Here is a 23611-nt window from a genome sequence, read left to right as displayed (position 1 = left end):
GCATGCTCCGCCGCCTCGCCCGAGGCGAACCCGCCACCCGCCAACAACGCCTCACCTTCAACACACCCGACTGACAGGAATGTGAAACACGCTCTCAGTACCCCAGATGTTGTGAGACGGCTGATGTCCGACGTCTGCAGGTCGTTGTTCATCTTTGGGTTGTAGCAGGCGCAACAGGTGCCCATGACCACGATCTCGGGCCCGCGATCGAGCTTCAAAACGGTTGAACTCGTGGGTCACGACAGCGTGCTTCTGGGACTCGTTGTACGTGTCCATGTAGTGCTCTTCAGCTTGATGTCGCCACCGCCGGCGCTGCGTTCGAACGAACCAACCCGAACGGCTGTCGCTAGGACGTGTCCTCGAGAACAACCATTTCAGCGTACGTCGTCTTGGAGAAATGTGAGGGAAGCAAGGGCACCCCTGCTGGCGTAACCGCGCTATGTATCGGCGCGCGTGTAAGCGGCCAGGACGGTCTCGGAGATGAGGCGTGGCGCGTCTGCCTGCTCAAGAAGCCCGTTGGTCACGTCCAACGCCGCTCCCTTCAGCAGGTGGTGCAGGACGCTGGTCAGCCAGGTCGCCGGGAGGTCGTCTCGAAAGGCTCCTTCGGTTTGACCGCGACGGATCAACTCGTCGACGCGTTGAGCGGGTTCGGCGTGCAGTTGGTGTATCCGTCCGGGAGGAAGTGCCGTCTGCGCCGCTACAAGCACGGCGCTCGCCCGGGCGATCAGTAGCCAACTCGACTCGATCAGGACGCGCAATGCCCGCCGAGGGTCGCCTGCGAGATCCAGACTCGCCAGTACCGCCTCCCCCTCGGAGATGACTCGTACCAGCGCAGCCTCGATAAGGGCGTCCCGAGTCGGGAAGTGCCCGTAGAGCGTTACTCGACCCACTCCCGCGGCCTGGGCGATCTCGCTCACGCTCGCGTCGGCGTTTCGACTGAGGCAGGCGATCGCGGCGTCCAGGATCTTCTGCACGTTCTGCCGGGCGTCGGCTCTGCGGGCCTGGCTGGTTCCCGAGTGGGACATGCAACTCCTTCAACTCGAACAGTGCTGTATGAGTTATGGTAGCCGCCACAACTCAAACACCACTGTTCAACTTACATGAAGGAGGCGGATAGTCATGGCCGAAACCATGGCCCCGACGAGTCCGACCCGCGGTCCCAACCCGCACCGCTGGAAGATCCTGGGACTCGTCGGCGTCGCCCAATTGATGTTGATCCTGGATGTCACAGTCGTCGCGATCGCCCTTCCCCACGTTGGTGCGGACCTCAACCTCGAGCGGGAGACCCTCACCTGGGTGGTGAGCGGATACACCCTCGCCTTCGGTGGCCTCCTGCTCCTCGGGGGCCGCGCCGCCGACCTGTTCGGAGCCCGACGCCTTGTCATCGTGGGGCTCCTGCTGTTCACCGCCGCGTCCCTGCTCGCAGGACTGGCAACCACCGGCCCCATGCTGCTGGGCGGCCGCATCGCCCAAGGCGTTGCTGCGGCAATCCTGTCCCCCGCCGCGCTCTCTCTGGTCGTCACGATCTTCGAGGGCGACGAACGCAACAAGGCCCTCGGGATCTGGTCCGCGCTGGGCGGCAGCGGGGCCGCCCTGGGAGTCCTCCTCGGCGGCCTATTGACCGCCGGACCAGGCTGGCCGTGGGTATTCTTCATCAACGTCCCGGTGGGACTCGTCCTGCTGCTCATCCTGCGAGTACAACTCCCGCCGCAGCCGAGCACCGGCGCGCCAGGTCGGCTTGACATAGCGGGAGCGGCGCTGGTGACCGCTGCCACCGGAACCCTGATCTACGCCCTGATTAGGGCCGGAGACCAAGGCTGGGGCACTCCAACGACCGCGGCACTGCTCACAACGGCGGTGGTTCTCTACGGTGGTTTCGTCGTTCGTCAGCGCCTCGCGGCGAGCCCACTCATGGATCTGCGACTGCTGTTGCGCCGACCGGTGGCGACCGGGACTCTGCTGATCCTGGTGGCCACCGCCCTGATGATCACCGTCTTCTTCCTCGGGTCGTTCTACCTTCAGAACCATCGCGGGTACGGTGCCCTCCAGACCGGGTTGCTCTTTCTCCCGGTAGCGCTCGCGACCATGCTCGGGGCCAACGCAGCGGGCCGCGTCATTGGCCGTACAGGGCCGCGCACCCTCGCCGTGCTGGGACTTCTCCTCGCCGCGGTGGGCTTCGTAATCCCCGCGCTGTGGGGCGGGACCGCGGCGATGGTTTCCGGCGTCAGCCTTGCCGCCGCCGGCACCGGAGCTGTCTTCGCCGTCGCATCCGCCACTGCTCTAGCGCAGATCGATCCACGAGAGGCCGGGCTGGCGTCTGGAATTGTCAGCACGTTCCACGAGTTCGGGGCATCGCTCGGCGCCGCTGTCGTGTCGAGCATGGCAGCGGCGAGTATCGCCGGTACCAGCACTGATGGGTTCCCCCGTGGTTTCACTACCGGCGCCATCGTCGCCGCAGCCGCCGCTGGCCTGGCCTTCATCATCACGCCCAGGCCACGCTCCAGTAACTGACCCTTTGAGCGATCGCCGGTGGGGTGGGGCTCCACCGGCGACACATTCGGCAAGGGCGCGGGCGTCGGATGGCGCCGGCCGAGAGAGCAGCCTCCGCCGGACAAGGGAGATCGTCGCTTCATCCGACGCCTCCTGCGACAGGCCACCGTTGTGTGGGCCTGGAGGCTCTGAGGCACTCGAGCCAGGACCTGGCTGGGGTGCGTGGGCCGACGACGTATGCCGTGAAGGCGCGAATACCCCTAGGGGGTGGGGGTTGTTCGGTCCCACCCCCGTGACGTAGGGTCCGAGGAAGCCAATACCCTGTAGGGGTATCGAAGAAAGGGGGATGGTCGTGGGTGCCAAGACCTACAAGGTCAACGGAATGACCTGTAACGGCTGCGCGAACAAGGTGAAGGCAGGAGTCGGTGCGGTAGACGGCATCGCCAGCGTCGAGGCGGACTCTGCCACCGGTCAGGTGACGGTGACGTCAGACGGGAATATCGACGACGCCATCATCGTGAGGGCGATCCAGGGAGCCGGCTACGAGGCGGCCCCCGCCTGACGAAAGCGCGGTAGTCCAGGCCGGGCTCTCTGCGCCCCGCTGCCCCACCTCGGCAGCTCGGCCCGGCCTGGACTGGGGCCTCAACCTGTGGTCGCTACGCCGTTCGACAAGCCGGTCGTGCGCTACAAGGCCCCCCACCTCGCCGCTATCAACGAATAGCGGCAGCCGACTCCGGCAGAGACCCTAGCCGCAGCGCGGGCAATCGAGATCGGCTTCGCCGCGATCCTCCGGGTAGACGACCGTCGCACCGGTCTCCTCCGACAGTCGCCGGGTCAGCTTCCGGCCCTGGTCGATCCACTCCCGGTACTGCTTGTCGTGACCACTCGCCAACCGTCGTACTCGCCGTGCAGGTTCTTTCAGTCCGAACACGCCCGCAGCCCGGTGGCCAGGTCTGCCGGGAGGCCCAGCCCTTCGGGGAGTGCCATGCTCGCGACTCCGCGGCAGGAGCGGCCATGGCGAGCGGGGGATCGTGCCCCAAGCCCAGAAGGGAGACGCATCGGCGTCGACCTGACGTCCGAGCGTCGCACGCCAGGCGGGCGACCTCGCGGGCAGCGCTGGGCATGCCGCGAGACTCCCCATCCGCCAACGCCTCGGCTTCAGCCAACGTCGACACAGACCTAGGGGCGTAGCCCTGCAACGGTGACGGCGACAAGCCGGTTGACAGCGGCGCCCGTCGATAGCTCGGTCGCGGCGTCTAGGGCATGCAGGCAGTAGGCCGCTAGTTCGCTCGGGGCGATGTCGTCGCGGACGTGTCCGTCTGCCGCGGCCTCGAAGAGCATTTCGGCGAAGAAGTCGCGCAGGTGGCGACGTGCCTGGAGCAGGTGAGAGCCTCGATGCAGCAGCGACGCGAGCGGATGGCCGCGGTGCTCGTGCTGGATGGTCGCGTAGGCACTCAGCACGGCGTAGAGCCGTTGCTCCGGGCCGCCACCCTTCGATCCGATGGCGGCGAGCTGGTCGAGATGATGCCCGATTTGCCGTTCATGCCACGTGATCATGATGGCTTCGACGTCAGGGAAGTACTTGTAGAGCGTCGCCCGCCCGATCCCGGTGGCTTTCGCGATCTGCGACATCGTCACCGACGTCAGTCCGTGCCGCGCCACGAGGTCGGCGGTCGCCTCGAGGACGGCGGCCTGCACGGTCCGGCGGTGTTCCTCGATCGTGGTCGTCCAGAGCCTGGGCACGAAGAAATCATACGGGGTGGCCCCCTGGCGTCACCATGACTCAAGGTGCGACACTCTGTCTCGAAAAAACGATGCCGTTGAGAGGCGGATTCCCCGTGGATGATCAAACGGTGAACAGTGAGGGGCAGAGTCCGGCCACCCGTCCGGCGAAGGCCTCGGCCGATGCTCGCGCGACGGCGACTGGTCGGGCCCCGCGCTGGTTCAAGGTGTTAGCGGTGGTCGGGGCAGCGCTAGTGTTGCTGGTAATCGCGATGCTGCTCGCCGGTCACGGGCCGGGCCGGCACATGCACGGTGGGGCCGCTGCTGTCGGCGCCTCTCCGGTTGTGGCCTTGGGCGTGGACAGCGGGCGCGGGGCGTACCGGTCGTGCGCTTGAGTCCGCGTGGTCGCAAGGTCGCGTTGGTGATGCACATCGGGTGTTCAGTCGGCTGGCTAGGCGCGGTTGTGACGTCTCTGGTCCTCGCCATGGCGGGTTGGCTCGCTGGTGACGCTGCGATGACGCGTGCGGCCTACCTTGTTCTGGAGGTCGTCGGCTGGTACGCCCTCATCCCGTTGAGCCTCGCGTCCCTACTTACTGGCCTCGTCCAGTCCCTAGGCAGCAGGTGGGGGTTGTTCCGGCACTATTGGATCCTCACAAAGCTGGCGATGAACCTTGTCGCGGTCGGCGTGCTCGTGCTGTACATGCAGACACTGGGGTATCTGGCGACGCTGGCCCGCAACGCGACCAGCCCAGCAGATCTCAATCTCCTGCGCAGCCCCTCCCCCGTCCTGCATGCCGGCGCAGCGGTAGCGCTCCTGCTCACCGCGTTGGTCCTGTCCGTGGTCAAGCCCCGAGGGCTCACCAGCTACGGAAACCGCAAGGCGCATCCATGACCACCCTTGCGTCGGCGTCGCAGTGTCGCTTCAGCCTGCCGATCATCGTGTCGGCGGCGTACCGGTGGGCACTGCTTCCCACTCGCCGGCCATCCCATGGCAGGCGCCGTCCTTCCTGCGCGACTGGTGGCCGGCTGGTCACGACGACGATGTCGGTCGCGCCGCCATCCCCGCAGGAATCGACAACGCGAATGATGGCTGACGGCGTGCTGCATGCCTGGGTTGCACTCCGGACGATCAGAGGATGAGTGGCCGGCCTCGCGCGTGTCGTGTTGGCGCGCGGTCGGTGCGCGCCTCATTCAACGGGTAGCTGATCCGGGATCGAACTTGGGTGAGTTGGCCGCCGGTGTTCGACGGTCGATCACTGCCTCCCCGCTTTCGCGTCTCCGCTGACCCTCCGTGCGTGCCCGCTCCCGCCGACTACTAACAGCCGGTAGTAGACGGGTCGACGGTGCCTGTGTAACCTCCGGGGTGATCGGCCCTGCGCCGCACATGGGGCGTGGAGATGCCGCCGTGTGGGGATGGCCGCTCAACGTGCCAGACGACGTGTCAGACGAATCCGCTCGGCCGAGAGGGTGTGCAGTGGTGAGGTCACGCATGAACCGCCTGCTGGTCGGTGCGGTCATGGTCGCGTTGATCAGCGTCGCCGGCGGGGTGAGCGTCGCGGTGCCAGCGAGAGCCGAGCCGTCGGCTGCGGAGATCGAGCGGCAGCTCGATGCGGCGTGGGAAAAACTCGAACCGGTCATCGAGCAGTACAACAGGATCCACGCGGAGCTGCAGTCCAACAAGGCGAAGTCCGCGGCACTGCAGAAGAAGATCGCGCCCCTGCAACTACAAGTTGACCTGTCTCAAGGACAGGTGAGCGGGTTGGCGGCGCGGCAGTATCGGCTGGGCCCTGCCTCGTACATCAACGCCGTCCTGGCGACGGGCGATCCGCAGTCGATGTCGGATCGGTTGGCGATGCTCGACTACGTCGCGCGGTCCAACAACCGGGCAATCGCCGGGGTGGTGGCAGCGCGCGACGACCTGGTGCGTCAGCGCGCGAGCGTCGAAGCGCTGGTTGCGAAGCAGAAGCGGCTGGACGCCGAACTCGCGGGACGCCGCAAGGTGATCCAGGCCGAAGTCGACCGGCTTGAGAATTTGCGGACTCGGAGCGGCGGCGGATCAAGCGCGTCGACGGCATCGCTGCGGATTGGCTCCTGCCCAGCGGTCAACCCCGGCGGCGCCGCCGGGACAGCGGTGAAGGTGGCGTGCGCGCAGATCGGCAAGCCGTATGTGTGGGGTTCGGATGGGCCGGACTCCTTTGATTGCTCGGGGCTTACGCAGTACGCGTGGAAGGCGGCGGGAGTGTCGCTGACCCACTTCACCGGTGCCCAGTGGCGCGAGGGAACCCCTGTCTCCCGGGCCGACCTGCGCTCCGGCGACCTGGTTTTCTTCTACAGCGACCTGCATCACGTCGGCATGTATGTGGGCAATGGTCTTATCGTTCACGCTTCTCGTGCCGGGGTGCCGGTGAAGATGGCGCGTCTGGACACCATGCCGTACATGGGTGCGCGTCGACCCTGAGCGAAGGCGGGCATCGCAAGCCGGTCCACGCGGCGCCAACGGCGCGGTACGCGGGTGTGCATCAGGACGTCTGCTGGACGGCTCATGGTCACAGGTGTGGCGAGCACGGCGTCGCGAGCGCTTGATGCGTTTCCGGCGAGCGTCGCCAGGGCTTGTTCAGCTCCGGTGGAGACCCGCGGCCTAGGTTGCCCCCTGTTCCCCGCTGGCCGGCGGAGAGGTCGGAGTTAGTGCAGCGGCTGCAAGGGTATGCGCTGCCGCCCAGATTCCTCCGATGTGCGCGGCCACCGCTCGCGCTTTCGGATCCTCATCAAGGCCCTTCGGGGTCAGTGTGGAGGCACGACATGAGCAGACGACGTTTCCGGGTCATCGGGGCAGGCGCGTTGATCGCACTGGCCGTCGCCGTCGGCGGAAGTGGCAACGCGGCAGCCTTCGCGGCGCCGAGTCCGGCTAGCCCGTCGCCCTCAGGATCAACCCACGGGTCGGCCATGTTCGCCGCCATGATGATGTCCCACCACGAAGAAGGCATCGAACTCGCGCAGCTGGCGATAGATAAGGCATCCACTCCGGGAGTGAAGGCGGTCGCCGAACGCTCCCAGCGGAATCAGCAGGCCGAACTGCCCCAGCTTCGGCAGGTCGCCCAGGGTGCCAACATGAGCGCGCAGCCGCCGGAGCCGCCGCTGTCACGGTTCAATGAGCAGGAGATGAGCCAACTGCAGTCACTGTCCGGCCGCGAGTTCGACCTCGCGTGGCTGGACATGTTCAGCAGCCACCACATGTCGGCGATCATGATGGCGGACATGGAGTCGGCCACCGGTACCGGCGAGGCGGCGGAGCTGGCAAAGAAGATCCATGATGAGCAGCTGCAGGACGTCTCCGAGATGAACAATCTGCGCGATCAACTCCGGTAGAGGCCGCCGGAGCCCTGATCGGATGAGCTGAACAAAGATCGTCCTTCTCTGGCGCACACGGCGGGAAGGCCCGCTTCGAGTGGCGACCCACGGACATACCCAGGTACGGATACGGCCGATGTGGCGTGTTGCCACATCGGCCGTATGCGTGTTCCGGTCACCATTGGAGCGGGTTTGGGTCGTGGCTCCTGGGACGCCAGGATCGGTGGGGTCGACGCCGCCGTGGTCCTGGGGCAGCTCGACCTGCTGATCTCTGGGCACAGCGCCGGCAGCTGCGCATCGTGTGCGATGCGCTAGCTGACGGGTTGGAAGCGGCGCAGCCGGAGGCTATTGGCCACCACGAACACCGACGAGAAAGCCATTGCCGCGCCAGCGATCATCGGGTTGAGCAGACCGGCCGCGGCCAGCGGCAGAGCGGCCACGTTGTAGGCGAAGGCCCAGAATAGGTTGCTCTTGATGATGCGCAGGGTTCGGCGGGAGAGCCGGATGGCGTCCACGGCGGCCGTTAGGTCACCGCGGACCAGGGTCAGATCCGATGCCTCGATCGCCACGTCGGTGCCGGTGCCCATGGCCAGGCCCAGATCGGCCTGGGCCAGCGCGGCGGCGTCATTGACTCCGTCACCGACCATCGCCACAACCTTGCCGTCGGCTTGCAGCCGCTTGACCACGTCGACCTTGTCAGCCGGCATGACTTCAGCGATCACCTCATCGATGCCGACCTCCGTCGCGACGGTCCGGGCGACGGCGGTGTTGTCGCCGGTGAGCAGCACCGGGGTCAGCCCCAGTGACCGGAGCTGGCCGATTGCGGCTCGACTGGTCGGCCGGACCACATCGGCGACCACCAGCACCCCTCGGGCCCGGCCAGCCCAGCCTGCCAGAACCGCTGTGTGACCTGCCGTCTGCGCGTCGGCCGCGGCCTGCTCGACCTCGGGCGGTACGTCCAGGCCGCGCTCTCGTAGCAGCCCAAGCCGACCGACCAGTACCTTGCGGCCGTCAACGGTGCCGCTCACGCCAAGTCCTTCGGCGTTGGCGAAGCCAGCCACCGGCGCCAGCGCGCCGGCCTTGGCGGCGCCAGCGGCGACCGCCTGGGCGATCGGGTGCTCGCTGGCGGCCTCCAGTGCGCCAGCGAGGCGCAGCAGTTCGTCAGCGTCCTGCCCGTCGGCGGGGACCACGTCGACCAGGGTCATCTTCCCGGTGGTGACCGTGCCGGTCTTGTCCAGTACCACGGTGTTCACCCGCCGGGTCGATTCCAGCATCTCTGGTCCCTTGATAAGGATGCCGAGTTGGGCGCCGCGGCCCGTGCCGACGAGCAGCGCGGTCGGCGTGGCCAGGCCCAACGCACAAGGGCAGGCGATGATCAGTACCGCCACGGCGGCGGTGAACGCGGCGGTGACGCCACCGTCGTTGCCGATCCAGAAGCCGAGGGTGCCGACGGCGAGCGTGATGACGATCGGCACGAACACGCCGGAGATCCGGTCGGCGAGGCGCTGCACGGCTGCCTTGCCGGTTTGGGCCTGCTCGACGAGCTTGGCCATCTGGGCGAGCTGGGTGTCGCCGCCGATCCGGGTGGCGGTGACGACGAGTCGGCCGCCGGCGTTGACGGTGGCGCCCACCACGGTGTCGCCGGGGCCTACTTCGACCGGCACCGACTCGCCGGTGAGCATGCTGGCGTCGACGGCGGAGGTGCCCTCGTCGATCGTCCCGTCGGTGGCGATCTTCTCGCCGGGGCGGACCACGAACCGGTCGCCGACGGCGAGCTGGTCCACCGGGATGCGGGTTTCCACCCCGTCGCGGAGTACCGCCACGTCCTTGGCGCCGAGTTCGAGCAGGGCGCGCAGGGCGGCGCCGGCGGTGCGCTTGGATCGGGCCTCGAAGTAGCGACCGGCGAGGATGAACACGGTGACCCCGGCGGCCGCCTCCAGGTAGATGTTGCCGGCGCCGTCGGTGCGGGTGATGTCGAAGCGGAACGGGTGTGTCATCCCGGGCATGCCGGCGTCACCGAGGAAGAGCGCCCAGAGCGACCAGCCGAACGCGGCGAGGGTGCCGAGCGAGATCAGGGTGTCCATGGTGGCCGTGCCGTGTCGCAGGTTGGTCCAGGCGGCCCGGTGGAACGGCAGCGCGCCCCAGATCACCACGGGGGCGGCCAGGGTCAATGACAGCCACTGCCAGTAGTTGAACTGCCAGGCGGGGACCATGGCCAGCAGGATCACCGGCACGCTGAGCGCCACCGACACCCAGAGGCGGGTCCGCAGGCTGTGCAGCTCGTCTACTGGCTCGGCGGCGTCGGACGCCTTGGCGGAGGGCGGTGGGGGTAGGACTGCGGTGTAGCCGGTCTTTTCGACCGTCGCGATCAGGTCCTGCGGTGTGAGGGTGTCGTCGTAGCGGACGGTGGCCTTCTCCGTGGCGTAGTTGACGGTGGCGCTCACGCCCTCCAGGCGGTTGAGTTTTTTCTCGATGCGGGCGGCGCAGGAGGCGCAGGTCATCCCGCCGATAGCCAGTTCGATCTGGTTCGGCGCAACGCTCAGCGGCTTGGCGGGTGAGGTCATGACAAGCTCCGCTTCAGTTGTGGCCATGGCCGGGTTCGCCGTGCCCGGCGCTCTCTGACGGGGTTGGCGTGGCGGGCGCCGCGGGTGCGGCGGGTCCGGCCGCACCGGCGGCGTCGCCAGCGGTGAGGGTGAACGCCGCGGTATGGACGGTGCCCTGGTGCTGGAAGTCGAGGAACAGCCGGTATGTGCCGGCCGATGGGACCTCGGCGAAGAAGGTGACCTGCGGGCCCGGGGTGGTCCGCCCGTCGCCGGGCTCGCCGTCCGGGTGTACGTGCAGGTACGCCAGGTCGCCTTGACGCAGCGCGACGAGGTGCCCGTATGCCCCTAGGTAGGGCTGAAGGTCGGTCACGGCAGCGCCGTCGCGGTTGACGGTCAGGGTCAGTTTGGCGGTGCGGCCGGGCTGGAGGGCGCCGTCGATGGTGACGGTGTAGCCGTCGACGGTGCTGCTGGTCGCGGGGGCGGGCAGCGGGCGTGGGGTGAACGGGCCGGGGACGGGCACGTCCACACCGAGGGTCAACGGCTGGGCACCGCTGGGCGTGAAGTCGGCGAAGGCGCGCCACGTACCCGGCTCCCCGAGCGGCGAAGCGACCCGCCACGTGCCGTCCGGGGCCATCTCGGGGTGTACGTGCCGGAAGCCGGAGAGGTCACGCCGGGCGACGATCAGGTGCATCCGTTTGTCGTGCGCCTCGTCGAAGGCCGTGACGGCCCGCCCATCGGGGCCGGTGATCTGGAAGGCGAACTCGTTCGCCGGGGCGGTGATGGGGGCCAGGGTGTAGCCCCGGTCGGAGACCAGCAGCCCGCCGGGGATCTGCCTGGCGGCCTCGGAGCCGGTGTCGTCGTGGCTGGCGTCGTCGTGCCCGACGTTGTCGTGGCGGCTCTCGGCAGTCGGCGCGACGGGGTCGGCTACCTGGCCGACCCCGTACGCCGCGCCGAACACCACCGCGAGGCCGAGGGTGAAACCACTCAACTTTGTCGCCGTGTTCATGTGATTGGCACCTCGGTTCTGCGGGGGTGGGTGGGAGTTGTCAGGCGTTGACGAGGTCGTAGCCGGCCTCGTCGATGGCGGCCCGTACGGCCGCCGGGTCCAGGGGCGCCTCGCTGGTCACGGTGACCTGCCCACTGGCGAGGTCCACCGTGACGTCGCTGACGCCGGTGATGGCGCCGATCTCCGTGCTGACCGAATTGACGCAGTGCCCGCAGGTCATCCCCTGCACCTGGTACGCGGTGGTGATCATGCAATTCCCCTCTCGCACACGCTCACAATACCCCCGGGGGGTAGCTTCAGAAACGGACACTCCCCACCCTTGACGTTCTACATACCGGGAGGGGGTATCCGTCCCGACGACCGTAGCATACCCCCAAGGGGTACGCTATTCTTAACTGCATGACCACACCCACGCCGACCCCGACCCGGGGATATACCGCCAGCAAGGACCAGTTGCTCGCGCGGCTGCGCCGCGTCGAGGGCCAGGTCCGGGGCATTGAGAAAATGGTCGATGACGACCGTTACTGCATCGACGTGCTCACCCAGATCTCCGCGATCCAGGCCGCGCTGGACAAGGTGGCGCTGGGGCTGCTCGACGGGCACGCCCGGCACTGCATGCACGAGGGGGCGGCTGAGGGCCGCGCCGACGAGATGGCCAGTGAGATGATGGCCGCGGTCGGCCGGCTAATGAAGCGCGGCTGATCGAGCCGACCTCTAGCGTCACCTGCCGTGAACACTGACCGACCGCTGCGGCACCGACCGGGCGGCCTTGGTTGTGCAGGGAGGCGGACCAGCTCGGTGATCGACGCGAGTCTCGGTACGCGCCAGGAGATGCCCGGTGCGGGGCCGTCCAACGGGAGCTGTGACTTCGGTGCGCATATTGGGGCGCCGGCCGTAACGGCCGGCGCCCCAGCTGTGATCAGACGGCGGGGCGAGGGCGCCGCCGCCTTCCGGTCTCGTCACTCACGGCGAGGGTGCCGTTGACGGTTCCGGCGTTCATCGAGTGGTCGTAGGCGATCTGAATCTGGCCGAAGGTTGCACATGGCGGTCTCCTTCTTCGGGCTGGGTCGACGCGATGGGTGCCACAGTCGGGCGACTGTCAGTGGACCCGGGTGGTTTCGGCGGCGGCGGTGTTCTGCGGACGGGTCGCGGCGGTGCGTAGGGTGATCGCGGCGATGGCAGCACCGGCGGCGGCGATGGCGGCGGCGCCGAGGAAGGCGGCGGAGTAGCCGTCGGTCAGTGCCGTCAGATCGTCGAGCCGGTCGGCCCCGGAAGAGGCAGCGACCGCGGTCATGGCGGCCAGGCCGAGGGCGGAGCCGACCTGGTAGCTGGTGTTGACGATGCCGGAGGCCAGTCCGCCTTCTTCAGGGCGGGCGCTGGAGATCGCGGTGCCGAGGGATGGGATGAAGGCGAGCGACATGCCCAGCGCCGCGACAAGCGAGGCGGGCAGGACGTCGGCGAGGAACGTGCCGTCGGGACGGATCAGGGCGAGCCATCCGAGGCCGGCGGCGAGGACCGCGAGGCCGGTCACCACCAGGGGCTTGGGGCCGAACCGGTTGATGGCGCGTGGAGCCAGGCCGATCATTCCGACCATGATGAGGATGGTCATCGGCAGCAGCGCGGCGCCGCTGGGGAAGGCGCTGTAGCCGAGGACCTGCTGCAGGTACAGGTTGAGGTAGAACCACATCGGAATCCACGCCGCGCCGAGCAGCAACTGGGCGACGTTGGCGGCGGCGAGGTTCGGAGCGCGGAAGATGGATAGCCGCATCAGCGGCTCACGACGGGTCGCCTGGATGGCGAGGAACGCCGCCAGCGCGACGACGGCGCCGCCGAGGACCATCCACGTCTGGGCGGAGGCCCAGCTGACCTCCGGAGCGCGGACGATGGCGTAGACGGCGGCGCCGAGACCGGCGGTGACGGTGAGCGCCCCGGCGACGTCAAGGGAGCCTCGGCGGGCGCCGCCGGCCGGCATCAGCGCCGGGGTGGCGAGGACGGCGAGCAGGGCGATCGGGATGTTGATGTAGAACACCCAGGGCCAGCTCACATATTCGGTGATGACGCCGCCGAGGAAGACGCCGGCAGTGCCACCGGCGGGTGCGGCGGCCCCGTAGAGGGCCAGCGCTTTGGTGAGTTCACGCGGCTCGGCGCCGAAGAGCATCATCAGCAGGGTCAGCGCTGAGGGTGCGATGAGGGCCGCGCCGGCGCCCTGAATAGCGCGGGCGGTCAGCTCCACAGCGACGCTGTCAGCCAGGCCTGCCGCGACCGAGCCGACCAGGAGGATCACCCAGCCGGCGGTGAACACGCGACGGGCGCCGAACAGGTCGGACAGCCGGCCACCGAGCAGCAGAAGCCCGCCGAAGGCGACGACGTAGGCGTTGAATACCCAGGACAGGTTCTCCGGCGAGAAGCCGAGATCGGCCTGCATCTGAGGTAGTGCGACGCCGATGATCGAGGTGTCCATGATGACCATGAACTGGGCGAGCGCGATGAGGCCGAGCGCCCACCACCGCTTGGATCCGTATGACATCACAACCACTCCTTATTACCCCTAGGGGGTATGGGTAAGTGGTAGATGTATACCCCCCACGGGTATGTGATGTCAATGATCGACGTCTACGGCACCCGAACAGGCGCCTCCTCGCGGTGCATTCACCCCGGGATGCGGCCTTCGCCCATTGGGCAAGGCGGCCTGTGACGGGCACCGGCACTGGGCGGATCGGGCTGGAGACCACCGCAGCTCCGGCGGATCGAGGGACAGGTTCGCGGGTGGTTGAGGCTCGTCCGGCGGCTGCGCCGCGGCCGCCGACGAAGCCCAGGCTGCTGTGGCCCGAGGGTTAACCCCACCGATGAGGACCTGCGGAGTCACCTCACCCGGCGAGTCGCAGCTTCATTCAGCGACCGCGTCCATCGGCTGGCAGGAAATGCCTGATACGGCGGAAGTGGACGTCGGCGTCGTCGCGGCCGGGCCGGCCCCGTTTCGCGGAGTCTAGATCGCGATCCCTTTACGCCAATGGCTCAATTCGGCCCGCAATTGCAGACGTGGCCATCCCGGGCCCGGGATGAGCAGGACGGCGGCGCATCGCACTCGGCAGGCATGGGCCGTCAGAGCCCTTCAGTCACTGCTCCCGATGCTGGCGCAAGCTATGCCGTCGGGACGGTCAGAGGTGAGGACTCGCTGCAGGCCAGCCGAAGCTTCGACGAGCATGAATCACGTTGGGGACGGAGTCGCCGTGATGGAACCCCTGGTCTGCGTGGGGCTCGGCGTGCTGGTGGTGGTCGCACTCGGGGAGGTCGTGGGGCTGGGCGTCACCGTTGGACCGGGCTTGGTGTTCGTGGGAGTGGGAGTGGGAGTGGGCTTCGGCGTCATGCTCGAGGTCGGGCGTGGGGTGGGGGTGGGGGTGGGCCCTGGGGTTGGTGGCTTGGATTGCGTGGGCTTGGGAGTGGGCTTGACGGGGGGTGTGTTGGGGGCCGGCACCTCCTCGATGACCCTGGTTGCAGCGAAGAACCGTGACCACCAAACGGTAGAGACCTTGACGACGTCACCGGTGGTCGGCGCCTGAACCATCTTGCCGTTGCCGATGTACATGCCCATGTGGTGGATACTGCTCCAACTGGTACCGGAGGCGAAGAAGACCAGGTCACCGGGGAGCAGGGAGTTACGGTCGACGGTGCGGCTGCGAGTGGCGTTGTACTGGTCGCGTGACACCCGGGGCAGCTGGTCGTAGTCGGCGCCCTTGGAGCGGTAGGCGGCCCAGATCAGTCCGGAGCAGTCGTAACGATCCGGGCCTTCTGCGGCCCACTCGTAGGGCTTGCCAAGCTGGGCGAGGGCGAACCGCACGGCGGCCAGGGCCCGCGGGTGCGCCGCCTTCCCCGCGATGCTGCCACTTACGGTGACATCAGCGCCGAGGCGCTGCTCGGCGGCTTCGCGTTGCCGCTCGATCCCGGCCAGCTGATCAGCGTTGCGTCGTTTCAGCGCGAGCAACGCCGCTTCACGTTGCTTGTAGGTCGTCTCTAAGGAGGCGTATCGGCCGCGGGCCGCCTCCTCAGCCGCGGCTGCCACACCGTGACGGGCGTAGGCCACCTGTTCGACGGCCTGCGCTTGGCGTAGCTCGCGGGCGGCGTCGTCGATATCGCCGTCGTCCTGCTGTCCGCGGTAGGCGCGGGCCAGCTCGCCCAGCTCATGCAGGTCGGCGCCGACCGTGCCGGATGGCACCGCGGCGGCCCGCTTGAGGGCAGCGGCGGCAGCGGGCACAACGGTCTGCTGTGCCTGCTGGAGACCGTCGCGCGCCTCGCGTAGCTGCCGTTCGGAATCCTGCAGGGAGAGGCTCGCACGTGTCTGGTCCTGCCGCAGCAGAAGCAGTTGCTCGCCGAGGGCCGCTACCTCGGTTTCCAGGGCGAGGATCTGCCCTGCGAGAGGATTCGCTGGCGGCGAGGTGATCGGACCGCCGGGGGCCGGCGCTGTCGGCGCTTGGCCGCCGGGCAGTTGTAAGGACCCAGCGGATGATGGTCGCGTCCCTGTGTCGGGGATGACATTGGGCAGTGGCGGATCGGCGTGCACCGGGTTGGCGAACGCCACCGTCACCGCGGCGGCCAGTAGAGCGGACCATGCGACCGGACGTAGGACTGCCAAGCTCTCCTCATACCGCCTGGAGCGCCTAAATCCGTTACTCATCGATTTCGCTCCTCGCCCGGAGTACGCGCCGCATCAACTACCGCGGCGACATGTGTCCGGGACCCGTCGTCAAGCAGTAACGGAACGACAATAGCGGGTACCTACGATGCGGCGATAGTAGAAGAGGTCGGGCTGGAGCTTGTGGGCGCCGATCAGTGGGAGCATGTGTCCGCATCGGAGCGACGAGCGCTAGACCGGTCAGCAGGGCGCGGCGGGGATGAACATCGCCGCAACCGCTGGCTCATACGGTGACAGCCACCGCCGGGTGGCGACCGTCACCGGCTTAAGGATTCGTGGGAGATGGCCGGCAGGTGCCGCAGGCGAAGGGTCGTCCCGGTCGTCACGATGGCCAACGCGGGCGGTGGGGCCACCTCTCTAGGTCGGTCATCAGCGCCCGGCGCCCGGCGCCCGGGACACACTTGTCTGCACGGCACGTTTGGACGATCGGCGGCTCTGGGGCGCACCTGTCGCTCCGTCGTCGAGGGACGATCGCGTGGCGCCAGGGACGGCATCGGCGATGGACACCCTGCTCCTCTTTGACCACCGACGCGCTGGCCGCCTCGCCGGAGTCAGGCGCAGAAGACGACAGCGGTGACGGCGCCGATCAGTGCCGGCGCGATTGCCGCGACCACCGGAAGTACGACACGGGCCGCGATCCGCTGGTGCGGTGTGGCGGTCTGCAGGCGGTGCAACCGCGTCGGCACGTCGGCTCCGGCCATGGGCAGGGCGTGCGCGGGGTGCGCGGCACCGCTCAGGGCGATCAGCGCTCCGCGGACCGCAGGCACGCCGCACGTGCGGACGGCAGCCGCGTCGGCGCACAGCTCGACCAGTAGCCGCATGGCGCGCGGCGCGCGGCGGGTCAGTGGTACCCACGGTGCGGCCGCGGCGAGGACCTCCGCGATGGCGACGATCAGATGGTGCCGGCCGCGTAGGTGCGCCCGCTCGTGACACAGCACGGCCGCGCGTTGCGCCGGCGGTAGTCGCAGGACGCCAGCACTGACGACGAGCACTCCTCGGCGGCCACCGACGCTGTAGGCCAGCGGTGCGGGATGCGGAACCCGCAGTACCGGTTCCTGTTCTGGTGTAACGGTTTCGCCGAGCAGCGTCACTAGGTCATGGTGCGCTTGGCGAGACTCGCGCTGGGCACGCCAATGCCGAACCGCCGCGACCACTGATCGTGTGGCCAGCGCGCAGACCGCCATCGCGCCGGCCACGCCGAGGACTTCATCCTGGGCGGGCAGCTGGCCATGCCGGACCGCGAACCAACAGTGGTGCGCCACATGCTCCGCCCAGTCCCCCAGACGGTTGACCGGTGCGAGCAGCAAGGTGACGCCGGCGGCGAAGGTCAGCAGCACGGCGGCCAGAGTGCCCCACCAGGCGAGCAGCACCGCGATCGGATCACGGACCGGGCCGACGGCCCGTTCTAGCAGCGCTGGTGCGAGCCAGGCCACGGCGAGCGCCCCGACGATGAGGGCGAGGGCGGGGCTCACCGGGAGTCGGTCCGTTCGTCAAGTACCTGCCGCAGCACCGCCAGTTCCCGATCGGAGGCGGAGCGGGCAAAGTGCAGCAGCACCACATCCGGTTGGAGGCTTGTCTCCAGCATGCGCCGCAGGGTCCGGGCGACGAGTTCCTCCCGGCTGCCGGCGGGCCGGTAGTGATAGGCCTTGCCGGCCTTGTCACGCAGCACCCACTGTTTGCGGTGCAGGTTGTCCAGCACCGTCATGACGGTCGTGTAGGCCAGGGTGCGTCCAGTCAGTCGATCCAGCACCTCACGTACGCGCAGGGGCTCGTCCGCCTGCCACAGCACATCCATGACGGCGGCCTCCAGCTCACCCAGACCGTTCACCGACACAGCGCCTCCCACATTTCCGCCAGCCTACGCTGGCCCCGCGTCGCCGTGACGCAGTCTGCGGGTAGCGCGGCGTCAGGACGAACGCGGCGGTCCCTGATTTGGTGCTCCAGGGACCACCGCGTGTTGCTCTATTGCCGATGTCAGGCGGAGTAGCCGCGGGAAGCAGCCCACTCGGCCAGCTCGCCGACGGACATCCAGTAGGTGCCGTCGCCCACCGGCTGCCACGGGTCGGCAATCTTTACCTGGTCGCCGTCGTAGGCCACGACGGTCACGTAGTGCCCGACCGGGAAGTCGCGCGACAGCCCGTCGACGTCGGTGCCGGATCCGATGACGTTGACCACGGCAACGCGGTCGTTGTCAATCGCGGTGCTCAGGTCAGCCTTGAGGCGCTGCACCTCGTCCGCGGTGGCTGCGTCGTTGGGGATCTCGCCGGTCTTGTAGACGTCCTTGCCGAGTTCCTGGTTGAGGACCCGGGTGATGTCGAACGCCGAGGCCGTCCCGGCGACGGTGGTGCCTAGCTTGGCCGCCAGTTCGTCCTGACTTTGAATCTTGCCTTGGGCGCTGAGCGCGATGCGGGTTGACGCCGGGCCGCAGAAGTAGATGTTCGGCTGCTCCTGGAAGCGGTAGTCGACGCGCTTGTCTGACTGCTTTTCTAACATTTGCACCGCGGCGACGGAAGGTACCTGCGTCGGCGCGGCGAGCGCACTGGTCGCCGGTGCGGCGAGGCCGGCGGCGACGAGGGCCACTCCGGCCACTGCGCGAGCGCTCCTGCGCGCGACTGCGGTGCGAGCCTCGGTCCATTGCGTGGGCGTGTTCATCGTTGTCACCTTTCCTCGGGGTGACCAGACCGATGTCGGGCTGGCATCACGGGGATGCGCCATCTGGCCTCTAAGGGCCGGATATGGCGAGCGCCGGGGCGTGCTGCTCCGGCGTACACCGGCGCAACCGGCGACGGCACGCCCGCATTCCGCGTTGATGGCGGGGGGCGGCTGCGGCGACGTCCAGGGGCCGTACGGGATTGGGCAGTCGTCGCAGGCTGGCCAATACGGCCGGGTCGTTCCCGGCACCAGGTGTGGTGGGCCACACGGCGGCGGCCGGACCCTATGTGGGTCCGGCCGCCGTCCTTTCGTGGTTACAGGCGGTCGAGGATCTTCTGCAGGGTCTGCACCTCTGCGGCCTGGTCCGCTTCGATCTGCGTGGCGAGGGCCTTGGCCTCCGGATTGCTGCCGTTGGCCTGCTCGGTCTTGGCCATCTCGATGGCGCCGTTGTGGTGGGCGATCATCATCTGGGCGAACATCTTGTCGAACTCGCTGCCCTTGGCGGCCTTGAGTTCGTTCATCTGCCCGTCGTTGGCCATGCCCGCCATTGCGGACGTGCCGGACGAGCTCGTGCCGTGCATGTCGTGCCCCTCGGGCGCGGCGGTGGGCTTGCCCCACGCGGTCAGCCAGCCCGTCATCGTCATGATCTCCGGGTCCTGCGCGGCCTTGATCTTCGCCGCGAGGTCCTTCACCTCAGGATCGTTGGCGCGGGTCGGCGCCAGATCGGCCATTTCGACGGCCTGACGGTGGTGCGGGATCATCATCTGGGCGAACATGACGTCGGCGTCGTTGGCGGTGGCCTGCGCCGACGCTGAAGCGGTGACTGTTGGGCTGTTGCCGCTGCCGTGGTTCATGCCGCTCATATCGTCGCCACATGCCGCGGTGGTGGCGAGGAGAGCGGACAGGGTGACGCCGGTCAGCAGGGCGCGACGCATCACGATGGTGCGCATCATGGTGAAGGAATGCCTTTCAGGTTGTTGGTGTGCGAATAAGGGATCGACGGTCGGTGTGACCGCCGGTGTTTGCTATATCCGCAGCACCGACACCGCGGCGACGCGCAGGCCGAGCAACAGTGCGGGTGGGCTGCGCCCGCCGCCGTGAACTGCGAGATGCGTCCGCGCATCACAGCGTTCACGGTGGGATCGCACACGCAGTAGTGCCAGTCCGACGGCCAGTCCGAACGCGCCGAGCACAGCCAGGCAGACCGAGAAGAGGCCCAGATCGGGGCTGCCGCTAGGGCGCGGCTCGCGGATCTGGGCAATCAAACCCTGGTGGCCGGAGTCGTCCTGATCAGGACCGGTGAACGTGTCGTGCGGCATGAGCGCCGCTGTGGCGTCGTGGCCGCTCGTGGTGTGCCCGCCGTTGCCGTGGCCGAAGGTGTGCATTCCGGCGACGCCGAGGGCCAGGAGGACGAGCAGCAGCACCCGCGGCAGGCTGACGAGCCTGCCGGGGCGCTGGCGTGCGGTCCTGTTCATACGAATCCAGGATAGTAGGTGACATAAGGGGCGACCAGTCGTGCTGGAGGAAGGCGGGTGGCGTGATGGCGACTTGTTTGGTCGGGGGGTCCGAGGGGCGGGTCTTACGGCGTGAGGTTGGGGATGTTGAACCAGGAGAACGGCGCCCACGGCAGGTTGCGCAGCACGGTGGTGTAGAGCAGGAAGCCGGCGATGTAGGCCCCGTAGGCCCAGGTGGGCAGGCGCAGCGCGGGCAGTTCACGTCCAAGCCAGGCCGAGGCGACGAAGCGGACGCCGAGGTAGGCCACGAAGGGCACCGCTACCAGCGCGGCCAGGTGGTGGCGGGCGGCCTGAGTGAGATCCCCGTGCAAGAGGTAATAGACCATGCGGGTGCCGCCGCAGCCCGGGCCATTGATGCCGGTCAGGGAGTGCCACAGGCACGGTCCGGTCGGGTCGGCGAACCGGTCGGTGGGATCGAAACGCAGCACGAACCCCGCCGCCGCGACCAGTACCGCAGCCATCGCCACTGAGGCTGCGCGCCGCATCGTCCGGTCAGGTGCTGCCGTGGCCTGATGCACCGGTAGTCTCCTCGCCGCGCCATCCGAAAGGCGCCCACCCGAGCGTCGCTGCCACGTCTGCACCGTGACGCTCCCGACGCTACTACTATCGGGCAATAGTAGATGGCTTACGATCGGGGCACAGCTGCGGGATCGGCCTGCGTTGCCGCTGCGGATCATCGGATCGAGGCAAGGGAGCGGGTGTGGCCCTCAAGGGGCAGAATCGGATGGCGTGGATTGGCGTCGTCGTCGGCGTCCTCCTGCTCGTCACAGCCGCGGCTACTGCTGCCGGTTGGCGTGACGACCCCGCCCCGTCGACCGCCTCGACGGCGTCGGACAACGGCCGGCTCAGCCATGTGCACGGACTTGGCGTGAACCCCGCCGATGGGCGGCTGTATGTGGCCACCCACCACGGAGTATTCCGGCTCTCCGGGGTGGCGGCGGAGCGGGTCGGGGACGGCCGGCAGGACACCATGGGCTTCGCGGTGACCGGCCCTAACGAGTTCCTCGCCTCCGGTCACCCGGCCCCCGACGAGGACGGGCCGGCGCACCTGGGGCTGATCCACAGCAACGATGCCGGCCACTCCTGGCAAGGTCTGTCTCTGGGCGGGCAGGCCGATTTTCACCTGCTGCGCTTCTCCGGCGGCGTGGTGTACGGCCTCGATTCGAGCAGCGGCGCCCTGATGGCCAGCAGTGACCGGATGACCTGGGAGACCCGCTCTACGCTCGAGGCCTCCGACCTGGCGGTCGACCCCCTCCGCCCGGGAACCCTGCTGGCCAGCACCGACCAGGGCCTGCGCCGCTCGACCGACGGCGGCCGCACCTGGACGCCGGCCGGCGGCCCGCCCGCGGTGTTGCTGCACTGGTCCTCGCGGGAGCTGGTGGCGATCACGGCGGACGGCACGCTGGTGCACTCCGTCGACGCAGCAGCGACCTGGTCGTCCGCCCCTAGCCGGGCGCCAGGCACCCCGGCCGCTCTGACCGTGCACGAGAACGTGATCTACCTGGCCACCCGGGACGGCCGGGTGCTGCGCAGCCCCGACGCGGGCGTGACGTGGCAGTCGATGCTGCCCTAAGCCGGGGCCTAGATGGCTCGCACCCGCCTCTGTGCCGGCGGCCCGGTCGGGTAACTCCGATCGGGCCGCCGTTTCTGCTGAGTCAGTGCTGCCCGGGACTGAGCTTGACCCGGCGCAGCAGCTGCGCGTTCAGCGCCACCACGATGGTGGAGACGGACATCAGCACCGCTCCCACCGCCGGGCTGAGTGTGACCCCCGCCCAGGCCAGCGCACCAGCCGCGAGGGGAATGGCCACGACGTTGTACCCGGCGGCCCAGGCCAGATTCTGGGTCATCTTGCGGTACGACGCCCGGGACAGCCGGATCACGCCGGTGACACCCCGTGGGTCAGAGGATGCCAGGATCACCCCGGCGGACTCGATCGCGACGTCCGTGCCGGCCCCGATGGCCAGGCCCACGTCGGCGCGGGCCAGGGCGGGAGCGTCGTTGACGCCGTCGCCGACCATCGCCACGGTCAGACCTCGGGCCTGCAGGTCGGCGACCGCCTGGTCCTTGCCGGCCGGCAGCACCTCGGCGAACACCTCGTCCACCCCGGGCCGGAAGCCCAGGTCGGCGGCGACCGCCTCGGCGACCGAGCGTGCATCTCCGGTGATCATGACAATCTTCTTGACGCCCTGTTCGCGTAGCTCGGCGATGGCCTCGCGGGCCTCGGGACGGACCTCGTCCTCGAGGGCGAACGCGCCCACCGCGGTCGCCTGACCGGCCTGCGGCAGGCGGATCAGGTGCAGCACCGCCGCGCCGCGCGCCGACCAACCTTGCGCTGCGCTGGCCAGCTCGTCGGGGACCGCGGCGCCAAGCTCCCGTAGTAGAGCGGGGCCGCCCACCGCCCAGGTGGCGTTGTCGACGACGGCTTGGACTCCTCTACCGGTCAGGGATCGGAAGTCGCTGGCGCTCGTCCGCAGCCCGCGGTCCTGCGCGACCTTGACCAGAGCCTTGGCGAGGGGGTGTTCGCTGTCTGCCTCGACCGCGCCGGCGATGCGCAACACGTCGTTCTCGTTGACGCCGCTAGCTGCGGCGGTCGCGGTGACGGTGTGCGCGCCCTTTGTCAGGGTGCCGGTCTTGTCGAACAGCACCGCGTCGACGGTGCGCATCCGCTCCAAGGCAAGGCGGTCCTTGATCAGGATGCCGGCCTTCGCCGACACCGCGGTGGACAGTGCGATCACCAGCGGGATGGCCAGCCCGAGGGCGTGGGGGCAGGCGATGACCAGGACCGTCACCGTCCGCACCACGGACTGGTCGAGATCACCCAGCGCCCACCAAGAAGCGAAGGTGACCAGCGCGGCGGCGGTGGCGACGTAGAAGAGCATCGCGGCGAACCGGTCAGCCAGCACCTGCGCCCGGCCGCTGGAGGCCTGCGCCTGCGCCACGAGCCGACCGATGCTGGCCAAAGCGGTGTCTTCCCCTACCGCGTCGACCCGGACCCGTAGCGCGGAGTCGGTCGCCACCGTGCCGGCCACGACCCTGTCTCCGACGCCCCGCGGAACCGGCCGGGACTCCCCCGTGATCATCGACTCGTCCAATTCCGCGGCCCCGTCGACGATCCGGCCGTCGGCCGGCACCCGGGCACCAGAGCGAACCAGTACCACGTCGGCGACCCTCAGCTCGGACACCGGTACCCGATGCACGGTGCTGTCGTCATCGATGCGTTCGGCGTCGTCAGGCAGCAGTGCTGCCAGCGCGGCGAGGGCGCCCTGTGCTTGGCCGATCGCCTTCATTTCCTGCCAGTGGCCCAGCAGCATGATGGTGACCAGCGCGGCCAGCTCCCACCAGAAGTCCAGATCGAACGCGCCGAGGCTGGTGGCCAGCGACGCGATGTAGGCCACCGTGATCGCCATCGATATCAGCAGCATCATTCCGGGAGCCCGGTCACGGACCTCGCGGACGCCGCCGACCAGGAAGGGCCAGCCTCCGTAGAAGAAGACGACCGACCCCAGAACCGGGCCAACCCAGCTCATGCCGGGGAAGTCGAGCGTGTAGCCGAACCAGTCCATCACCATGTGGCTGGTGGCCACGATCGGAACCGTCAGCGCAAGGCTCAGCCAAAACTTGCGCCGAAACTGCTCCGGGTCGTGCC

21 protein-coding genes are annotated in these 23611 nt (G+C 68.5%); 7 read left to right on the top strand and 14 right to left on the bottom strand.

The genetic code is table 11. The features are described 5' to 3' along the window. Window positions 1–437: 437 nt before the first annotated feature. Entirely contained in the window at window positions 438–1025 is a 588-nt protein-coding gene (locus ABZU74_RS30645) for a TetR/AcrR family transcriptional regulator (protein ID WP_355431169.1), read from the bottom strand. Between the two features lie 94 nt (window positions 1026–1119). On the opposite strand from ABZU74_RS30645, the gene ABZU74_RS30640 reads away from it, so the two are divergent. Next, complete coding sequence (locus tag ABZU74_RS30640) at window positions 1120–2511, top strand: MFS transporter (RefSeq protein WP_355431166.1); 1392 nt, start codon at window positions 1120–1122, stop codon at window positions 2509–2511. A 331-nt stretch (window positions 2512–2842) separates the two neighbouring features. Then, window positions 2843–3052, top strand: coding sequence for a heavy metal-associated domain-containing protein (locus tag ABZU74_RS30635; RefSeq protein WP_355431163.1), 210 nt, complete (start codon window positions 2843–2845; stop codon window positions 3050–3052). A 617-nt stretch (window positions 3053–3669) separates the two neighbouring features. On the opposite strand, the gene ABZU74_RS30630 is transcribed toward ABZU74_RS30635, so the two are convergent. Next, window positions 3670–4233 carry a TetR/AcrR family transcriptional regulator gene (locus tag ABZU74_RS30630; RefSeq protein WP_355431161.1) on the bottom strand — a complete coding sequence of 188 codons (564 nt, stop codon included), beginning with the start codon at window positions 4231–4233 and terminating at the stop codon, window positions 3670–3672. 442 nt (window positions 4234–4675) lie between these two features. Here ABZU74_RS30630 and ABZU74_RS30625 point away from each other — a divergent pair, with 442 nt between their 5' ends. From ABZU74_RS30625 to ABZU74_RS30615, 3 genes are all read left to right on the top strand, one after another. Further along, entirely contained in the window at window positions 4676–5104 is a 429-nt protein-coding gene (locus ABZU74_RS30625; RefSeq protein WP_355431159.1) for a DUF2269 domain-containing protein, read from the top strand. Between the two features lie 597 nt (window positions 5105–5701). Beyond that, window positions 5702–6670: an NlpC/P60 family protein gene (locus ABZU74_RS30620; RefSeq protein WP_355431156.1), complete on the top strand. Its 969-nt coding sequence runs from the start codon at window positions 5702–5704 to the stop codon at window positions 6668–6670. A 341-nt stretch (window positions 6671–7011) separates the two neighbouring features. Then, a complete protein-coding gene (locus tag ABZU74_RS30615) occupies window positions 7012–7578 on the top strand; it encodes a DUF305 domain-containing protein (protein ID WP_355431154.1) in 567 nt (188 codons plus the stop codon). A gap of 293 nt (window positions 7579–7871) precedes the next feature. On the opposite strand, the gene ABZU74_RS30610 is transcribed toward ABZU74_RS30615, so the two are convergent. The 3 genes from ABZU74_RS30610 to ABZU74_RS30600 are packed head-to-tail and all read right to left on the bottom strand — an operon-like array spanning window position 7872 to window position 11359. Beyond that, a complete protein-coding gene (locus ABZU74_RS30610) occupies window positions 7872–10124 on the bottom strand; it encodes a heavy metal translocating P-type ATPase (RefSeq protein WP_355431151.1) in 2253 nt (750 codons plus the stop codon). Between the two features lie 13 nt (window positions 10125–10137). Beyond that, window positions 10138–11109, bottom strand: coding sequence for a hypothetical protein (locus tag ABZU74_RS30605; protein WP_355431148.1), 972 nt, complete (start codon window positions 11107–11109; stop codon window positions 10138–10140). A 40-nt stretch (window positions 11110–11149) separates the two neighbouring features. Beyond that, on the bottom strand, window positions 11150–11359 hold the full coding sequence (locus ABZU74_RS30600) for a cation transporter (RefSeq protein WP_355431145.1): 210 nt from the start codon (window positions 11357–11359) through the stop codon (window positions 11150–11152). Between the two features lie 149 nt (window positions 11360–11508). On the opposite strand from ABZU74_RS30600, the gene ABZU74_RS30595 reads away from it, so the two are divergent. Continuing rightward, complete coding sequence (locus tag ABZU74_RS30595; RefSeq protein ID WP_269683478.1) at window positions 11509–11811, top strand: metal-sensitive transcriptional regulator; 303 nt, start codon at window positions 11509–11511, stop codon at window positions 11809–11811. Window positions 11812–12208: 397 nt separating this feature from the next. Here the strand turns inward: ABZU74_RS30595 and ABZU74_RS30590 are convergent, their stop codons facing one another. The 8 genes from ABZU74_RS30590 to ABZU74_RS30555 form a co-directional block, all read right to left on the bottom strand. Further along, the gene (locus tag ABZU74_RS30590; RefSeq protein ID WP_355431142.1) at window positions 12209–13636 is read right to left on the bottom strand and encodes an MFS transporter; all 1428 of its coding nucleotides are present in this window, start codon (window positions 13634–13636) and stop codon (window positions 12209–12211) included. A 681-nt stretch (window positions 13637–14317) separates the two neighbouring features. Next, window positions 14318–15691, bottom strand: coding sequence for a C40 family peptidase (locus ABZU74_RS30585; RefSeq protein ID WP_355431139.1), 1374 nt, complete (start codon window positions 15689–15691; stop codon window positions 14318–14320). A gap of 659 nt (window positions 15692–16350) precedes the next feature. After that, on the bottom strand, window positions 16351–17271 hold the full coding sequence (locus ABZU74_RS30580) for a M56 family metallopeptidase (protein WP_355431136.1): 921 nt from the start codon (window positions 17269–17271) through the stop codon (window positions 16351–16353). Continuing rightward, window positions 17268–17627, bottom strand: coding sequence for a BlaI/MecI/CopY family transcriptional regulator (locus ABZU74_RS30575; protein ID WP_355431177.1), 360 nt, complete (start codon window positions 17625–17627; stop codon window positions 17268–17270). The genes ABZU74_RS30580 and ABZU74_RS30575 overlap by 4 nt, the downstream gene beginning before the upstream one ends. A 146-nt stretch (window positions 17628–17773) precedes the next feature. Further along, a complete protein-coding gene (locus ABZU74_RS30570; protein ID WP_355431134.1) occupies window positions 17774–18451 on the bottom strand; it encodes a C39 family peptidase in 678 nt (225 codons plus the stop codon). A gap of 314 nt (window positions 18452–18765) precedes the next feature. After that, the gene (locus ABZU74_RS30565) at window positions 18766–19401 is read right to left on the bottom strand and encodes a DUF305 domain-containing protein (RefSeq protein ID WP_355431131.1); all 636 of its coding nucleotides are present in this window, start codon (window positions 19399–19401) and stop codon (window positions 18766–18768) included. 75 nt (window positions 19402–19476) lie between these two features. Further along, a complete protein-coding gene (locus ABZU74_RS30560; protein ID WP_355431128.1) occupies window positions 19477–19926 on the bottom strand; it encodes a hypothetical protein in 450 nt (149 codons plus the stop codon). A 104-nt stretch (window positions 19927–20030) separates the two neighbouring features. Continuing rightward, window positions 20031–20426, bottom strand: a complete 396-nt coding sequence (locus ABZU74_RS30555) for a DUF2752 domain-containing protein (protein ID WP_355431125.1) — start codon at window positions 20424–20426, stop codon at window positions 20031–20033. 263 nt (window positions 20427–20689) lie between these two features. On the opposite strand from ABZU74_RS30555, the gene ABZU74_RS30550 reads away from it, so the two are divergent. Continuing rightward, entirely contained in the window at window positions 20690–21538 is an 849-nt protein-coding gene (locus ABZU74_RS30550; RefSeq protein ID WP_355431122.1) for a F510_1955 family glycosylhydrolase, read from the top strand. An 82-nt stretch (window positions 21539–21620) separates the two neighbouring features. Here the strand turns inward: ABZU74_RS30550 and ABZU74_RS30545 are convergent, their stop codons facing one another. Beyond that, window positions 21621–23534: a heavy metal translocating P-type ATPase gene (locus tag ABZU74_RS30545; protein WP_355431174.1), complete on the bottom strand. Its 1914-nt coding sequence runs from the start codon at window positions 23532–23534 to the stop codon at window positions 21621–21623. Window positions 23535–23611 lie beyond the last annotated feature (77 nt).

Origin of the sequence: Micromonospora sp. NPDC005171 (assembly GCF_040608575.1) — a bacterium.
Taxonomy (GTDB): Bacteria; Actinomycetota; Actinomycetes; order Mycobacteriales; family Micromonosporaceae; genus Micromonospora.
This window is presented reverse-complemented; position numbering and strand designations above follow the sequence as displayed.

What these genes read in the sequence shown, in the direction of transcription:
- ABZU74_RS30645 (WP_355431169.1), bottom strand. Translation starts at nt 1,025, where the DNA reads ATGTCCCACTCGGGAACCAGCCAGGCCCGCAGAGCCGACGCCCGGCAG.
- ABZU74_RS30640 (WP_355431166.1), top strand. Translation starts at nt 1,120, where the DNA reads ATGGCCGAAACCATGGCCCCGACGAGTCCGACCCGCGGTCCCAACCCG.
- ABZU74_RS30620 (WP_355431156.1), top strand. Translation starts at nt 5,702, where the DNA reads ATGAACCGCCTGCTGGTCGGTGCGGTCATGGTCGCGTTGATCAGCGTC.
- ABZU74_RS30615 (WP_355431154.1), top strand. Translation starts at nt 7,012, where the DNA reads ATGAGCAGACGACGTTTCCGGGTCATCGGGGCAGGCGCGTTGATCGCA.
- ABZU74_RS30610 (WP_355431151.1), bottom strand. Translation starts at nt 10,124, where the DNA reads ATGACCTCACCCGCCAAGCCGCTGAGCGTTGCGCCGAACCAGATCGAA.
- ABZU74_RS30605 (WP_355431148.1), bottom strand. Translation starts at nt 11,109, where the DNA reads ATGAACACGGCGACAAAGTTGAGTGGTTTCACCCTCGGCCTCGCGGTG.
- ABZU74_RS30600 (WP_355431145.1), bottom strand. Translation starts at nt 11,359, where the DNA reads ATGATCACCACCGCGTACCAGGTGCAGGGGATGACCTGCGGGCACTGC.
- ABZU74_RS30595 (WP_269683478.1), top strand. Translation starts at nt 11,509, where the DNA reads ATGACCACACCCACGCCGACCCCGACCCGGGGATATACCGCCAGCAAG.
- ABZU74_RS30590 (WP_355431142.1), bottom strand. Translation starts at nt 13,636, where the DNA reads ATGTCATACGGATCCAAGCGGTGGTGGGCGCTCGGCCTCATCGCGCTC.
- ABZU74_RS30570 (WP_355431134.1), bottom strand. Translation starts at nt 18,451, where the DNA reads ATGAACACGCCCACGCAATGGACCGAGGCTCGCACCGCAGTCGCGCGC.
- ABZU74_RS30565 (WP_355431131.1), bottom strand. Translation starts at nt 19,401, where the DNA reads ATGCGCACCATCGTGATGCGTCGCGCCCTGCTGACCGGCGTCACCCTG.
- ABZU74_RS30560 (WP_355431128.1), bottom strand. Translation starts at nt 19,926, where the DNA reads ATGAACAGGACCGCACGCCAGCGCCCCGGCAGGCTCGTCAGCCTGCCG.
- ABZU74_RS30555 (WP_355431125.1), bottom strand. Translation starts at nt 20,426, where the DNA reads ATGGCTGCGGTACTGGTCGCGGCGGCGGGGTTCGTGCTGCGTTTCGAT.
- ABZU74_RS30550 (WP_355431122.1), top strand. Translation starts at nt 20,690, where the DNA reads ATGGCGTGGATTGGCGTCGTCGTCGGCGTCCTCCTGCTCGTCACAGCC.
- ABZU74_RS30545 (WP_355431174.1), bottom strand. Translation starts at nt 23,534, where the DNA reads ATGGTGATGGACTGGTTCGGCTACACGCTCGACTTCCCCGGCATGAGC.